The following is a 14,978-nucleotide window of genomic DNA, read 5'->3' as shown; positions in this document are numbered from 1 at the left end:
ATAATAACAGGAAAGTGCTATTCTATATATTTGATATAGAAACTTATATCAAGGAACAAGGTTTGTACTATGATGTCAGGGCATTAAATTTTTCGAACTATAGCTTGTCATCGGATGGTATCGTTTCGTTATTGCAAGAATATAACTCAGAGTTGGCAAGTAAACCTTCAAATATGGCTTTAGATTTTTTTAAATATAAAGATTCTAAGAATTGTGAACGTCTTATGAGCTTAATCCTCGAAAAATAATATGAAATTAAAAATAATATCTTACTCTGCAAAAAAAGGTGGGGCGGCCAAAGCAGCAAGGAATTTTCTATATCTTATTGCTGAGGAACCGCAATATCATCCTTCATTAATAAGTGTTTCTGGGAAATTAGAAAATAATGTCTTTAAAAAAGCATCCACGTATTCTATTTTGTGGCACTTTTTTAAAATGCTTGTAAGTCGTTTCTTTACTTATTTTAATAGGTCGAAAAGCATTGTTAAATACTCCTTAAATCTTTTTAGCTCTAATTATGTATTAGGACAGTTAGAGTTAGATTCAAATGAGGATGAAATTGTTCATATTAACTGGGTTAATAACGATACTATATCACTTTTTAAAATAAAAAGTCTTTTTGAGAATAATTACAAAAAAATAATGTTAACGTTGCATGATGAGTGGTTTTATTGTGCTACGGAACATTATGCAAATATTGATGCTAAATCCTATATTTACGGTTATAAAAACAATGACGGTCTAATTAATAGATTTGTCTATGAACTCAAGCGCAAAATTGACTTTGGTAAAATTATAATAACTGTTCCATCTCAATGGATGTATGATAGAGCAAAGCAAAGTTATTTATTAAAACATGCTGATATTCACATCTTGCCAAACATGATTGATACAGATGTTTATAACTATTCAGAATCATTCCGTTTAAATCGCTTTGAACATCTCGGAGTCAGTCCAGATTCCTTTATTATTGGGTTTGGCGCTGTAAGTGGAGGTGCAAATCCTTTAAAAGGATTCGATTTACTATGTGAATCATTAAGTCAATTGTTTGAATCAAATTCTGAAAAAGAACATATTGTGTTATTAACATTTGGCTCGGATGTAATAGATAAGCGCGTACAGTCTTTCGGCTGCAAAGTAATCAACTTAGGCTTCATCTCTGATGCAGCAAAGATGGCAATGGTGTATAATTTAATTGATGTAATGATAGTTCCATCGCGTGCGGAGTCATTCGGGCAAGTAGCTGCAGAAAGTTTAGCTTGCCATACACCAGTAATAGCTTTTAATTATTCTGGTATACAAGATATAATTCAACATCAGAAGAGTGGACTCTTAGCAGAACCATTTTCGGTAGATTCGCTTACAAAAAACATTCAGCACATGATGAGTATGAGTGATGAAGAAAGAATGAACTTCGGCGTATATGGCCGACAATATGTAATAAGTAACTTTGGAAAAGAAGTTATTCTCAAGAAGTATTTAAAATTATTAGATTATGCTAAAGGTGCTATAAATGACTAACAAAATTGCTCTTATCACTGGTGTTACTGGCCAAGACGGTTCATATCTTGCTGAGTTTCTTCTCGAAAAAGGTTATGAGGTGCATGGCATCAAACGCCGGGCTTCCTCTTTCAATACAGAACGTGTAGATCACATTTATCAGGATCGTCATAATGATAATCCAAACTTTTTCCTGCATTATGGTGATTTAACTGATACTTCTAATTTGGTTCGTTTGATCCAAGAAATTAGACCAGATGAAGTTTATAACCTTGGCGCACAATCGCACGTCGCAGTTTCTTTTGAGTCTCCAGAATATACTGCTGATGTTGATGCTATGGGCACACTGCGTTTGCTTGAGGCCATCCGTATTTGCGGTCTCGAAAAGAAAACCCGCTTCTACCAAGCTTCCACATCAGAACTCTATGGTTTAGTACAAGAAATACCTCAACGTGAAACTACACCCTTCTACCCACGTTCTCCTTATGCGGTTGCTAAAATGTATGCGTACTGGATAACGGTCAACTACCGAGAATCATATGGTATGTATGCATGTAATGGAATTTTGTTTAACCATGAATCTCCACGTAGAGGTGAGACATTTGTAACTCGTAAAATTACTCGTGCGATGGCAAATATATCTCAAGGTATCGAGCAATGTCTTTATCTTGGTAATATGGATTCACTTCGTGATTGGGGACATGCGAAAGATTACGTCCGTATGCAATGGATGATGTTGCAACAAGAGAAAGCTGAAGATTTTGTCATCGCTACAGGTAAGCAAATTTCTGTTCGAGAATTTGTTCGTATGTCAGCCAAAGAAGCAGGTTTAGAAATTGAATTCTCCGGTGAAGGTATTGACGAGATTGCTACTGTAGTTAGTAAGTATAGAGAAGATGCCATTGGTGTTAATATTGGGGACGTTATCGTTCGTGTTGATCCACGGTACTTCCGCCCAGCTGAAGTCGAAACTCTCCTTGGTGATCCAACCAAAGCTAAGAAAGTGTTAGGTTGGACTCCTGAAATTACAGTTGAAGAAATGTGTGCAGAAATGGTCGCAAGTGATTTACTTAAAGCTAAGCAGCACTCCTTACTTAAAAGCCATGGATATGATGTGGCTGTATCCTTGGAGCGTTAATCTATGACTCCAAAGCGCATTTATGTTGCCGGGCATCGTGGGATGGTTGGTTCAGCAATCTGCCGGATCTTGGCATCCCGAGAACAAGTTGAACTTATTGTTCGTTCTCATTCAGAATTAGATTTAACTTCACAACAAGCTGTGCAGGATTTTTTTGCGAAAGAAAAAATTGATGAAGTTTATCTTGCTGCAGCCAAGGTTGGAGGGATTCATGCTAATAACACATACCCAGCTGAGTTTATCTATCAAAATTTAATGATTGAAAGCAACATCATCCACTCAGCCCATGTTGCTGGTATTCAGAATTTACTATTCCTTGGTTCAAGTTGCATATATCCAAAACATGCTCCACAACCGATGGAAGAGTCGGCACTATTGACGGGGGGGCTTGAATCAACTAATGAACCCTATGCTATAGCGAAGATTGCTGGGATAAAACTATGTGAATCATATAATCGTCAATATGGCCGTGACTATCGTAGCGTAATGCCTACTAACCTTTACGGTATAAACGATAACTTTCATCCACAGAATTCGCATGTTATCCCGGCACTGATGCGCCGTTTCCACGAGGCAAAGGAAGCTGATGATCCTGAGGTAGTTGTCTGGGGTACTGGTAAGCCAATGCGTGAGTTTCTTTATGTTGATGATATGGCGGCTGCTTCTGTTCACGTAATGGAATTAGAAGCATCAATATATCAGGAAAATACTCAACCGATGCTTTCACATATCAATGTCGGCACTGGCATTGATTGTACAATTCGAGAGATGGCTGAAACTATGGCTGAGGTTATAGGCTATTCAGGTAAAATCGTTTTCGATGATAGCAAACCTGATGGTACTCCACGAAAACTTATGGATGTGAGTCGGCTCAAAAAACTCGGTTGGCAGTATCAATATAGTTTGTATGAAGGCTTAGAGCTAACATATAAATGGTACAAAGATAATATTGACTCCTTCCGAGGTTGATCATGATCAAGAGATTAGATAAGTCGTTATTTCAAAACATTGTTGCAAATACACCGCTAATCTCGGTCGACCTCATCATTTTAAATAAAGAAGGTAAGGCGTTGTTAGGTCAACGCCTGAATCGACCAGCTCTCAATTATTGGTTTGTACCTGGTGGGCGTATCTTCAAGGATGAATCTTTCGAAGCAGCTTTTAAGCGTATCACACAAGATGAGCTTGGAATCGAAGTTAATCTCAATGAAGCGAAGTTCTCGGGGGTTTACGAACATTTCTATGATGATAATTTCTCAGGCTCTGAGTTTAGTACGCATTACGTCGTACATGGATACACTTTTTCCCTAGAGGATAAAGCTTTAGATTTACCTAAAGTGCAACACAGTAATTATAAATGGTTCAGTGTTGAGACTCTATTGAACGAACCTTCCGTTCATCAATATACGAAAAATTATTTCTTATCAAGGTAATGTATATGTTACTTCCTGTCGTCATGGCTGGGGGATCTGGGACCAGACTATGGCCTCTTTCTCGCACACTATACCCTAAGCAATTCCTTTCATTGAACAGTGATTTGACCATGTTACAGGAGACTCTACGTCGACTGCAGCATATTGAGCATTACCCGGCCTTGATTATTTGTAATGAAGCGCATCGTTTCATTGTAGCTGAACAAATGCGTAAAGAAGGACTTAAGCACAGTGGAATATTGCTCGAGCCTGTTGGACGCAACACAGCACCTGCGGTAGCTTTGGCTGCATTACAAGCGATAAAGTCTGGTGAAGATCCTATATTACTTATTCTCGCAGCCGATCATGAAATTCAGGATGAAGAACGATTTATCCAAGCTGTATTAAATGCTAGTAATTTTGCTGAACGAGGTAAGCTTGTTACTTTTGGTATTGTTCCATCGGTACCGGAAACCGGCTACGGCTACATAAAAACAGGAGAAAAATTAAATGAAAATGGATACGACGTTTCTGCTTTTATTGAAAAGCCTGAGTTAGAAACAGCACAACAATATTTGCAGGATGGCGGGTATTTATGGAATAGCGGAATGTTCATGTTTAAAGCTTCTGTGTTTTTGAATGAACTTAAAAACTTCCGTCCTGATATTCTTTCTGCGTGTGAACAGTCGCTTGTTAATGCAAAAGGAGATCTTGATTTTATACGGCTAGATAGTGATACCTTCAATAAATGTCCTGAAGATTCTATTGATTATGCTGTCATGGAGAAAACCTCAGAAGCTGTAGTCGTACCTCTGGATGCTCAGTGGAGCGATGTAGGGTCTTGGTCAGCACTTTGGGATATTAGTCAAAAGGATCTACATGGCAATGCATCTCGTGGTGATGTTTTATTAGAAGATGCCACGGATAGTTATATCTATTCCCAGCACCGCCTCGTTGGCGCAGTAGGAATTAAAGATCTTGTTATCGTAGAAACCAAGGATGCTGTGCTTGTTGCAAACAAAGACCACGTGCAGAAAGTTAAAAACATCGTTGCTCAGCTTAAGAATGCGAAACGCCCTGAATATTTGCAACATCGTGAAATTTTCCGCCCATGGGGGAGTCACGATACCATTGCTGAAGGCTCCCGTTATCAGGTTAAGCATGTCATCGTTTTACCTGGTCAGATTACGGCTAAACAAATTCATTATCATCGTACTGAACATTGGATCGTTGTTTCTGGTACGGCAAAAGTACATCTTGAAGATAAAAATTATTTAGTATCAGAGAATGAATCAACTTATATACCAGTTGGTGTGCCTCATGCTATTGAGAATCCTGGTAAAATACCATTAGAAATCATTGAGGTAAGATCCGGTGTTTATCTTCAAGAGGACGATGTAATACGAGTATCTTCTTCTGGGGTCGGTTATTAATGCGAATCTCAATTATCACAGCTACGTATAACAGTGAAAAAACCATTCGCGACACACTTAAATCGCTGGAAAAACAATCTTATCCTGATATAGAATATATTATCATGGATGGAGCGTCTAAAGACAATACACTCACTGTTGTAAAAGCAAATTGCAGCAGAGTATCAAAAATTATCTGTGAGCCAGATAATGGTATCTATGATGCTCTTAATAAAGGAATTTTAGCAGCGACAGGTGATGTAATTGGATTTTTACACTCGGATGATTTATTGGCATATGATGATGTAATTGCAGATATTGTCGATACCTTTAAGCAAAAAGGTTGTGATGCCGTTTATGGTGATTTGGAATATGTGTCACAAAATGACATTCAAAAGCGTGTCAGATTGTGGAAGAGCGGATCATTCAGTCGTTTCAAAATGCAATTAGGTTGGATGCCTCCGCACCCCTCTTTTTACATGAAAAAATCTTTTTATGTTGAATTAGGTAACTTTTCGCTCGAATACCGTATATCCGCAGATTATGATTCTCTGCTTCGCTACATTTTAAAAAATCGTATATGCATAGCATATTTGCCAAAAGTTTTAGTTAAAATGCGCGTTGGCGGTATTAGCAACCGTTCTTTATCTTCGATGATGAGTAAATCTTTAGAAGATATACGAATTATGCGAACCAATGGAATAATATGGCCTTTGGCTCTTGCATACAAAAATCTTTCAAAACTCCCTCAATTTATTAAGAAGTAAAATTATGCTGACAGCGGATAAAGTAATTGGAGAAAGTAATATTGTTTTTGGAACAAGCGGTGCTCGTGGTCTTGTAACAGATTTCACACCCGATGTGTGTGCTGCTTTTACTCATTCATTTATTAGTGTTTTAAAGGGAAGTTTTAATTTTCAAACTGTCGCTCTCGCGATTGATAATCGCCCAAGTAGTTATGAAATTGCACAGGCATGTGCATTGGCAATTATGCAACAGGGTTTCAATGTTGAATATCACGGTGTAATACCTACCCCTGCATTAGCTTATTACTCAATCCGGAAAAATATTCCTTGTATAATGGTTACAGGTAGTCATATTCCTTTTGATCGGAATGGGTTAAAATTTTACCGTCCTGATGGAGAAATAACAAAGAACGATGAGGTAGCAATTGTCAATAGCAAATATCAGTTTTCATCATGTGGACTACTTCCGGAACTGCACTCAACTCCCCTAGCTTCAAACGCTTATATTGAACGTTACGTTAATTTTTTCAGCAAGGGTATATTGAACGGAAAAAAAATTGGCATCTATGAACACTCAAGTGCCGGGCGCGACGTGTATGCATCGTTGTTTGAAATATTAGGCGCCGATGTTATAGCTTTGGGACGCAGTGATGAATTTGTACCCATTGATACAGAGGCTGTGGCTGAAGAAGATCGACTTCTAGCTCAAAGATGGTCAGAGCAATACCAGCTAGACGCCATTTTTTCAACGGATGGCGACGGTGATCGGCCACTGGTTGCAGATGAAAAAGGCAATTGGTTACGTGGTGACCTTCTTGGTTTACTAACATCGATTGAACTCAATATTGAGGCTTTAGCGATACCTGTAAGTTGTAACACCGCTATCGAATTAACACATAGATTTAAGAAGATAGCGAGAACCCAAATTGGGTCCCCCTACGTTATCGCCGCGTTTGAAGACCTTGTTAAGTCTCAACATAGCGTTGCGGGTTTTGAAGCCAACGGCGGTTATCTTCTTGCAACCGATTTGACCATGAACGGTAAGATGCTTTCAAAATTACCTACACGGGATGCAGTGCTCCCAGCCATAGCACTTCTTATTGCCGCCGGCAAAAGAAATATTTCATCTCTGGTTGAGAATCTTCCTCAACGCTTCACTTGGTCTGACCGCATTAAAAATTTTGCCTCTGAAAAGAGCCAACAAATCATAAATTCAGCAGTGAGCTCACCAGAGAAATTTATAAGTCAACTTGGCTTAGCTCCAAGATATTGCGTCGGTATTGATCAAACTGATGGTGCCCGCTTTACTCTTGATAATGGCGATATCTTCCACCTTCGCCCCTCTGGAAATGCACCTGAACTGCGTTGCTACACCGAAGCGACTGATGAACGACAGGCTAAAACATATGTTGAAATTATCTTGAGTAAAATAGTTAATTAACCCTGACTTTAAAACAGATCCTACATCTATTACCTGTTATAACACGTGCTTAGGGTCTGTGATTGATGTTTAAGCAAACGTTCAACTTAGTTAATGGCATCTTGTACTACACACCAGCGTTCAACCTGAGTTAACATCTAAGCCACATTTCAAGCCGCGCACAGTCGCGGTGACCACACCTGACAGGAGTATGTAATGTCCAAGCAACAGATCGGCGTTGTCGGTATGGCAGTGATGGGGCGCAACCTGGCGCTCAACATCGAAAGCCGTGGTTATACCGTCTCCGTTTTCAACCGCTCCCGTGATAAGACCGAAGAAGTCATCGCTGAGAACCCAGGTAAGAAACTGGTTCCTTTCTATACGGTTAAAGAGTTTGTTGAGTCCCTGGAAACGCCTCGTCGTATCCTGTTAATGGTGAAAGCGGGTGCAGGTACCGATGCTGCTATCGACTCCCTGAAACCTTACCTGGACAAAGGCGACATCATTATTGATGGCGGTAACACCTTCTTCCAGGACACCATCCGTCGTAACCGTGAACTGTCTGCCGAGGGCTTCAACTTCATCGGTACCGGTGTTTCCGGTGGTGAAGAGGGTGCGCTGAAAGGCCCATCCATCATGCCGGGTGGCCAGAAAGAAGCGTACGAACTGGTCGCTCCTATCCTGACTAAAATCGCCGCTGTCGCGGAAGATGGCGAGCCGTGTGTGACCTATATCGGCGCAGACGGTGCAGGCCATTACGTGAAGATGGTTCACAACGGTATCGAATACGGCGACATGCAGCTGATCGCTGAAGCGTATTCGCTGCTGAAAGGCGGCCTGAACCTCTCCAACGAAGAACTTGCCGAGACCTTCAGCGAGTGGAACAAAGGCGAGCTGAACAGCTACCTGATCGACATCACCAAAGATATCTTCACCAAGAAAGATGAAGAAGGTAAATACCTGGTTGATGTGATTCTGGATGAAGCAGCAAACAAAGGTACCGGTAAATGGACCAGCCAGAGCTCTCTGGATCTGGGGGAACCGCTGTCTCTGATCACCGAATCCGTATTCGCGCGTTACATCTCTTCTCTGAAAGAGCAGCGTGTGGCGGCATCCAAAGTGCTGTCTGGCCCGCAGGCCAAACCAGCCGGCGACAAAGCCGAGTTCGTTGAGAAAGTGCGTCGCGCACTGTACCTGGGCAAAATCGTTTCTTACGCACAGGGCTTCTCTCAGCTGCGTGCGGCATCAGACGAAAACAACTGGGATCTGAACTACGGCGAAATCGCGAAGATTTTCCGTGCGGGCTGCATCATTCGTGCACAGTTCCTGCAGAAAATCACTGATGCTTATGCGGAAAACGCAGGTATCGCGAACCTGCTGCTGGCACCATACTTCAAGAAAATTGCGGACGAATACCAGCAGGCGCTGCGTGACGTGGTTGCCTACGCTGTGCAGAACGGTATTCCGGTTCCAACCTTCTCTGCTGCAGTGGCCTATTACGACAGCTACCGTGCTGCCGTTCTGCCTGCCAACCTGATTCAGGCTCAGCGTGACTACTTCGGTGCGCATACCTACAAACGCACTGATAAAGAAGGTGTGTTCCACACCGAATGGCTGGATTAATCTGAATTAGTTGTTGCCATTCTATCAAGCCCGGTAGCGATACCGGGCTTTTTTATCCCGCCCAATCCACTCACTTTTTAACGGAATAGATCGCGTGAAAATTCTTGTTACTGGTGGGGCCGGTTTTATTGGCTCCGCGGTTATCCGACACATTATTCGCAATACTCGGGATAGCGTAGTTAACGTTGATAAATTGACCTATGCCGGTAACCTGGAATCCTTGCGAGAAGTCAGCGATAACGCACGTTACGTATTTGAACATGCTGATATCTGTGACAAAGTTGCCATGGAGCGCATTTTTGCCGCTCATCAGCCGGATGCTGTAATGCATCTGGCGGCGGAAAGCCATGTCGATCGTTCTATAACCGGGCCGGCGGCGTTTATTGAAACCAATATTGTCGGTACCTACGTCCTGCTGGAAACCTGCCGCGCTTACTGGTCTTCACTGGATAACGCGGCAAAAGCAGCCTTCCGTTTTCATCATATTTCAACGGATGAAGTGTATGGTGATTTACCTCATCCTGATGAGCAAACTGATTCTGCGCCATTACCGCTTTTTACAGAAACCACGTCATACGCACCGAGTAGCCCTTACTCCGCCTCCAAAGCATCCAGCGATCATTTAGTTCGGGCGTGGATCCGTACTTACGGCTTGCCAGCAATAGTCACTAACTGCTCAAATAACTATGGACCTTTCCACTTCCCGGAAAAATTAATCCCGCTGGTTATTCTTAATGCCATTGAGAACAAATCGTTACCGATTTACGGGAAGGGCGATCAGATTCGCGACTGGTTATATGTGGAAGATCATGCCCGTGCGCTTTATACCGTTCTGACAACTGGTAAACCTGGCGAAACGTATAATATCGGTGGTCACAACGAGAAGAAAAATATTGAGGTTGTACATACTATTTGCGATTTGCTGGATGAAATCGTTCCGAAGGAAAAATCATATCGCGAGCAGATAACCTATGTCGCAGACCGGCCTGGCCACGACCGCCGTTACGCTATAGATGCGCATAAAATTAGCCGTGAACTGGGCTGGACACCCAGGGAAACATTTGAAAGCGGTATACGTAAAACGGTTGAGTGGTATTTAAACAATTCGGAATGGGTCTCGAATGTTAAAAGTGGCGCCTATAAGAGCTGGATTGAACAGAATTATGGGGAGCGCAAGTAATGGCGAAGCGTAAAGGTATTATCTTAGCGGGTGGCTCGGGCACTCGTCTTTATCCGGTCACAATGGCAGTGAGTAAGCAGTTGTTGCCCATCTATGACAAGCCGATGATCTACTATCCGCTTTCAACGCTGATGCTCGCTGGTATCAAAGATATTCTTATCATTAGTACACCGCAGGATACCCCTCGTTTTGAGCAACTTCTGGGTGATGGCAGCCAGTGGGGGTTACACCTGCAATATAAGATTCAGCCGAGTCCGGACGGTTTAGCTCAGGCGTTTATTCTTGGTGAAGAATTTATCGGCGAGGATAACTGTGCGCTGGTTTTAGGCGATAATATTTTCTATGGTCACGATCTTCCTCGATTGCTGGAGGACGCCGCCAGTCAGGAAAGTGGGGCAACCGTATTTGCCTATCATGTCAGCGATCCAGAGCGTTACGGTGTGGTTGAATTCGACAACGACGGTACTGCGATCGGTCTTGAAGAAAAACCTCAGCAGCCGAAAAGTAACTATGCCATAACGGGCCTCTATTTTTACGATAACGACGTTATTGAGATGGCGAAGAGCTTAAGCCCTTCAGCGCGGGGCGAACTGGAAATAACCGATATCAATCGTCTTTATATGCAGCAGGGAAGATTATCCGTCGCAATGATGCGACGCGGTTATGCATGGCTGGATACCGGGACGCACCAGAGCATGATTGAGGCAAGTAATTTCATCGCAACTATCGAAGAGCGTCAGGGGCTGAAAGTATCTTGTCCTGAAGAGATTGCATTTCGCAGAGGTTTTATCAATGCGGAACAGCTCCGTGCACTTGCCGAGCCTTTGAAAAAGACCGGCTATGGGCAATATCTTCTCAATCTGACTAAGGGATTAGTCTGATTTGAACGTGCTTGTGGTAAAGTCTGCGGCATCGTGAAAAAGCAGCAATGCTGCTGGAAAAAAGGTGCTTTGAGCTCTGTTCTGGCAGCCTCCATACAGAGTGAAGTGCGTTCATCCGCCAGGGGATAGCCTTGACAGTTAAATAGCGTTAGCGCTAAAAAACCACCAGTTAATCATTGTGGTGACGGTTTGAATGTCATCAGAAACTCATACTGAAGAAGCCAAACGAATGAAAATAACCATTTCCGGAACAGGCTATGTTGGCCTTTCAAACGGTATCCTGATTGCGCAGAATCATGAAGTGGTTGCGCTGGATATCGTGCAGGCCAAAGTGGACATGCTTAACCAGAAGAAGTCCCCGATTGTCGATAAAGAGATCCAGGAGTATCTGGCGAACAAGCCACTGAATTTCCGTGCAACCACCGATAAAGAAGACGCCTATCGTGATGCGGATTACGTCATCATCGCTACTCCCACTGACTACGATCCGAAAACCAACTACTTCAACACCTCTACTGTGGAAGCGGTGATCAAAGACGTTATCGCGATTAATCCAAAAGCGGTGATGGTTATTAAATCGACTATTCCGGTAGGTTTCACTAAATCCATTAAAGAGAAGTTCGGTATTGATAATATCTTCTTCTCGCCAGAGTTCCTGCGTGAGGGAAGGGCGCTGTACGATAACCTGCATCCTTCTCGTATCGTTATTGGCGAGCGTTCAGCGCGCGCAGAGCGTTTTGCCGCACTGCTTCAGGAAGGTGCCGTTAAGAAGGATATTCCGGTACTGTTCACCGACTCCACCGAAGCCGAAGCGATTAAGCTCTTTGCCAACACCTACCTTGCCATGCGCGTTGCCTACTTTAACGAGCTGGACAGCTACGCAGAAAGCCTTGGCCTGAACAGCCGTCAGATTATTGAAGGCGTCTGCCTGGATCCGCGCATTGGTAACCACTATAACAACCCGTCATTTGGCTATGGTGGTTATTGCCTGCCAAAAGACACGAAGCAGCTGCTGGCCAACTATCAGGCTGTACCAAACAACCTGATTTCGGCGATCGTTGACGCTAACCGTACGCGTAAAGATTTCATTTCAGATTCTATCCTTGCGCGTCAGCCTAAAGTCGTCGGCGTATATCGTCTGATCATGAAAAGCGGTTCTGATAACTTCCGTGCCTCTTCCATTCAGGGCATCATGAAGCGTATTAAGGCGAAAGGGGTTCAGGTTATTATTTATGAACCAGCGATGCAGGAAGATGAGTTCTTCCACTCCCGTGTGATTCGCGATCTGAATGCATTCAAGCAGGAAGCGGACGTGATCATCTCTAACCGCATGGCGGAAGAGCTGGCGGACGTGGCGGATAAAGTCTATACCCGCGATCTGTTCGGAAGCGATTGATAGCTTCTAACACGCATAAAAAACCCGGCAACATGGCCGGGTTTTTTATTTTCAGACCTTGTAGAAAGCGCGATACCAGTCGACAAAGTTTTTCACACCGTCTTTGACTGAGGTCTGCGGTTTAAAGCCAATAACGTCATACAACGCTTTCGTATCCGCGCTGGTTTCCAGCACGTCACCCGGTTGAATCGGCATCATGTTTTTCTCTGCTTCTTTGCCGAGTGCTTCTTCCAGCGCCGTAATGTAATCCATGAGCTCGACCGGAGAGCTGTTACCAATGTTGTAAACGCGATAAGGCGCGGAGCTGGTTGCCGGGGAACCTGTCTCGACGGTCCAGTCTGCATCGGCCTGAGGGATGACATCCTGCAGACGAATAATGGCTTCAGCGATGTCGTCAATGTAAGTAAAGTCACGCTTCATCTTACCGTAGTTGTAAACATCGATGCTTTTGCCTTCAATCATCGCTTTGGTGAACTTAAACAGCGCCATATCCGGACGGCCCCACGGGCCATATACGGTAAAGAAACGCAGGCCAGTGGTCGGCAGGTTATACAGATGGGAATAGGTATGCGACATCAGCTCATTGGCTTTTTTGGTCGCCGCATACAGTGACACCGGGTGGTCTACGGAGTCGTCAGTGGAGAACGGCATCTTGCGGTTCAGACCATAAACGGAGCTTGATGAAGCATACAGCAGGTGCTGTACCTTGTTATGACGACACCCTTCCAGTACGTTGAGGTGACCCACCAGGTTGGCGTCCGCATAGGCGTGTGGGTTTTCAAGAGAGTAGCGAACCCCTGCCTGTGCAGCCAGATGAATGACGCGATCAAACTTCTCGCTGGCAAACAGCGCCGCCATCCCCTCACGATCGGCTAACTCCATCTTGTGGAAGGTGAAATTCGCGGATTTGAGCAAGTCCAGACGTGCCAGCTTAAGGTTCACATCATAGTAGTCATTGAGATTATCAATCCCGACGACCTGGTGTCCGGCGTCCAGTAAGCGTTTGCTGACATGAGAACCGATAAACCCTGCCGCGCCCGTAACCAAAAATTTCATAGCTTCCCTCGTTAACTTTTCTATCTCGTCGATGTCTGAGGCATCAGAATTGCTATATGATAGCGCGTCGGCTGCGACTTAGATAACTCAACTTTCCGATATAACTCATCGGATTCTGATAGAAAAATCGCTGGCAACAGATACACTATGTAAACATGTTTATTTTTGCCCTTTTTCATCTGTTAGGGATTGTATGACGCAGAACAACAATACTCCGGTTAATAGCAGTAATGGCCCGGAGCAAATTGATTTACTTGATTTAGTGCTACAGCTGTGGCGTGGAAAGTGGGTAATTGGCGCTTTTGTTGCTGTTTTTATCGTCCTGGCGGGTATTTATATCACTGTCGCAAAAGAGAAATGGACCTCTTCCGCGATCATTGCTCAGCCGGATGCGGCGCAGATTGCCACTTACGCCAATGCACTGAATATCCTTTACGGCGGCGCAGCGCCTTCGATGCTCGATATCCAAAACCGCGCCATTAACCGTTTCAATTCCTCATTTTCTGCTTTAGCCCAGGCGCTCGAAAACCAGGAAATACCTGAGAAGCTGACCATCGATACTACCGTTAAGGGTCAACCTCTGCCGTTAAGTGTCTCCTACCAGGGGGAATCTGCAGACGCGGCGCAAAAGCAGCTGGCACAGTATATTCAGCAGGTCGACGAGCAAACGGCGAAGGAACTCGCGCTTGACCTCAAAGATAACATCAAGCAGCAGATCGCTACGCTAAATGACTCTCTGGAAAACCAGGAGAAGGTGGCTCAGGAGCAGAAAGATCTGCGAATCAAGCAGATCACGGAAGCCCTCAAGAATGCTGAAGCGGCGAAAATTACCACTCCGCAGATCCAGCAAACTCAGGACGTGACTCAGGAAACCATGTTCTTACTGGGAAGCGAAGCGCTGAAGTCGATGATTGATAACGAAGCGTCTCGCCCGCTGGTTTTCTCCGCGGCTTACTATCAGACGAAACAAAACTTACTGGATATCGAGAAACTGAAGGTGAATCCGGACACTATTCACGTCTATCGTTATGTCATGAAGCCGGACCTCCCTGTCTATCGTGACAGCCCGAAAAAGGCTATCACCCTGATTCTTGCCGTCTTGCTCGGTGGGATTATCGGTTCTGGTGTGGTCCTGGGCCGCAACGCGCTGCGAAACTACAAACCTAAAGCCTGATTCACCGCAGATAAAAAAACCGGGGAATTTCCCCGGTTTT

Annotated in this window: 14 protein-coding genes; 13 read left to right on the top strand and 1 reads right to left on the bottom strand. The window is 43.8% G+C overall.

Features of this window, described 5'->3' with window-relative positions; all coding sequences use genetic code 11:
• From GM298_RS22275 to ugd, 12 genes are all read left to right on the top strand, one after another.
• On the top strand, positions 1-248 hold a 248-nt coding region (locus tag GM298_RS22275; RefSeq protein WP_266155331.1), incomplete at its 5' end, for a CDP-glycerol glycerophosphotransferase family protein.
• A gap of 1 nt (position 249) precedes the next feature.
• Positions 250-1,521 carry a glycosyltransferase gene (locus GM298_RS22270; protein WP_266155330.1) on the top strand — a complete coding sequence of 424 codons (1,272 nt, stop codon included), beginning with the start codon at positions 250-252 and terminating at the stop codon, positions 1,519-1,521.
• Positions 1,514-2,638 (top strand): GDP-mannose 4,6-dehydratase, encoded by a 1,125-nt coding sequence (gmd, locus tag GM298_RS22265; RefSeq protein ID WP_266155329.1) that lies wholly within the window; start codon positions 1,514-1,516, stop codon positions 2,636-2,638. Before GM298_RS22270 ends, gmd begins: the two co-directional genes overlap by 8 nt.
• Before the next feature lie 3 nt (positions 2,639-2,641).
• Positions 2,642-3,607 (top strand): GDP-L-fucose synthase, encoded by a 966-nt coding sequence (gene fcl / locus GM298_RS22260; RefSeq protein WP_266155328.1) that lies wholly within the window; start codon positions 2,642-2,644, stop codon positions 3,605-3,607.
• A 2-nt stretch (positions 3,608-3,609) separates the two neighbouring features.
• On the top strand, positions 3,610-4,071 hold the full coding sequence (locus tag GM298_RS22255; protein WP_266155327.1) for a GDP-mannose mannosyl hydrolase: 462 nt from the start codon (positions 3,610-3,612) through the stop codon (positions 4,069-4,071).
• A 5-nt stretch (positions 4,072-4,076) separates the two neighbouring features.
• Positions 4,077-5,483 carry a mannose-1-phosphate guanylyltransferase/mannose-6-phosphate isomerase gene (locus GM298_RS22250; RefSeq protein ID WP_266155326.1) on the top strand — a complete coding sequence of 469 codons (1,407 nt, stop codon included), beginning with the start codon at positions 4,077-4,079 and terminating at the stop codon, positions 5,481-5,483.
• Positions 5,483-6,229, top strand: coding sequence for a glycosyltransferase family 2 protein (locus GM298_RS22245; protein WP_266155325.1), 747 nt, complete (start codon positions 5,483-5,485; stop codon positions 6,227-6,229). The genes GM298_RS22250 and GM298_RS22245 overlap by 1 nt, the downstream gene beginning before the upstream one ends.
• A 4-nt stretch (positions 6,230-6,233) precedes the next feature.
• Positions 6,234-7,649, top strand: a complete 1,416-nt coding sequence (locus tag GM298_RS22240) for a phosphomannomutase (protein ID WP_266155324.1) — start codon at positions 6,234-6,236, stop codon at positions 7,647-7,649.
• 195 nt (positions 7,650-7,844) lie between these two features.
• Entirely contained in the window at positions 7,845-9,251 is a 1,407-nt protein-coding gene (gene gndA / locus GM298_RS22235) for an NADP-dependent phosphogluconate dehydrogenase (RefSeq protein WP_025759323.1), read from the top strand.
• A 94-nt stretch (positions 9,252-9,345) separates the two neighbouring features.
• Positions 9,346-10,431 (top strand): dTDP-glucose 4,6-dehydratase, encoded by a 1,086-nt coding sequence (gene rfbB, locus GM298_RS22230; RefSeq protein ID WP_126801339.1) that lies wholly within the window; start codon positions 9,346-9,348, stop codon positions 10,429-10,431.
• Positions 10,431-11,312: a glucose-1-phosphate thymidylyltransferase RfbA gene (gene rfbA, locus GM298_RS22225; RefSeq protein WP_266155322.1), complete on the top strand. Its 882-nt coding sequence runs from the start codon at positions 10,431-10,433 to the stop codon at positions 11,310-11,312. The genes rfbB and rfbA overlap by 1 nt, the downstream gene beginning before the upstream one ends.
• A 229-nt stretch (positions 11,313-11,541) precedes the next feature.
• A complete protein-coding gene (gene ugd, locus GM298_RS22220; RefSeq protein WP_266155321.1) occupies positions 11,542-12,708 on the top strand; it encodes a UDP-glucose 6-dehydrogenase in 1,167 nt (388 codons plus the stop codon).
• A 51-nt stretch (positions 12,709-12,759) separates the two neighbouring features.
• On the opposite strand, the gene GM298_RS22215 is transcribed toward ugd, so the two are convergent.
• Positions 12,760-13,764, bottom strand: a complete 1,005-nt coding sequence (locus GM298_RS22215; protein ID WP_095450356.1) for an NAD-dependent epimerase — start codon at positions 13,762-13,764, stop codon at positions 12,760-12,762.
• 193 nt (positions 13,765-13,957) lie between these two features.
• Between GM298_RS22215 and wzzB the strand changes: the two genes are divergently transcribed.
• A complete protein-coding gene (gene wzzB, locus GM298_RS22210; protein WP_266155320.1) occupies positions 13,958-14,938 on the top strand; it encodes an LPS O-antigen chain length determinant protein WzzB in 981 nt (326 codons plus the stop codon).
• The last annotated feature ends 40 nt before the right edge of the window (positions 14,939-14,978 follow it).

Origin of the sequence: Enterobacter sp. HSTU-ASh6 (genome assembly GCF_026319105.1) — a bacterium.
Lineage (GTDB): Bacteria > Pseudomonadota > Gammaproteobacteria > Enterobacterales > Enterobacteriaceae > Enterobacter > Enterobacter sichuanensis.
The sequence above is the reverse complement of the archived record's forward strand: the minus strand, read 5'-3'. Positions and strand labels throughout refer to the sequence as shown.

Excerpts from the sequence above, each read along its gene's own strand:
- GM298_RS22270 (WP_266155330.1), top strand. The coding sequence starts at position 250 with ATGAAATTAAAAATAATATCTTACTCTGCAAAAAAAGGTGGGGCGGCC.
- gmd (WP_266155329.1), top strand. The coding sequence starts at position 1,514 with ATGACTAACAAAATTGCTCTTATCACTGGTGTTACTGGCCAAGACGGT.
- fcl (WP_266155328.1), top strand. The coding sequence starts at position 2,642 with ATGACTCCAAAGCGCATTTATGTTGCCGGGCATCGTGGGATGGTTGGT.
- GM298_RS22255 (WP_266155327.1), top strand. The coding sequence starts at position 3,610 with ATGATCAAGAGATTAGATAAGTCGTTATTTCAAAACATTGTTGCAAAT.
- GM298_RS22250 (WP_266155326.1), top strand. The coding sequence starts at position 4,077 with ATGTTACTTCCTGTCGTCATGGCTGGGGGATCTGGGACCAGACTATGG.
- GM298_RS22245 (WP_266155325.1), top strand. The coding sequence starts at position 5,483 with ATGCGAATCTCAATTATCACAGCTACGTATAACAGTGAAAAAACCATT.
- GM298_RS22240 (WP_266155324.1), top strand. The coding sequence starts at position 6,234 with ATGCTGACAGCGGATAAAGTAATTGGAGAAAGTAATATTGTTTTTGGA.
- gndA (WP_025759323.1), top strand. The coding sequence starts at position 7,845 with ATGTCCAAGCAACAGATCGGCGTTGTCGGTATGGCAGTGATGGGGCGC.
- rfbA (WP_266155322.1), top strand. The coding sequence starts at position 10,431 with ATGGCGAAGCGTAAAGGTATTATCTTAGCGGGTGGCTCGGGCACTCGT.
- ugd (WP_266155321.1), top strand. The coding sequence starts at position 11,542 with ATGAAAATAACCATTTCCGGAACAGGCTATGTTGGCCTTTCAAACGGT.
- GM298_RS22215 (WP_095450356.1), bottom strand. The coding sequence starts at position 13,764 with ATGAAATTTTTGGTTACGGGCGCGGCAGGGTTTATCGGTTCTCATGTC.
- wzzB (WP_266155320.1), top strand. The coding sequence starts at position 13,958 with ATGACGCAGAACAACAATACTCCGGTTAATAGCAGTAATGGCCCGGAG.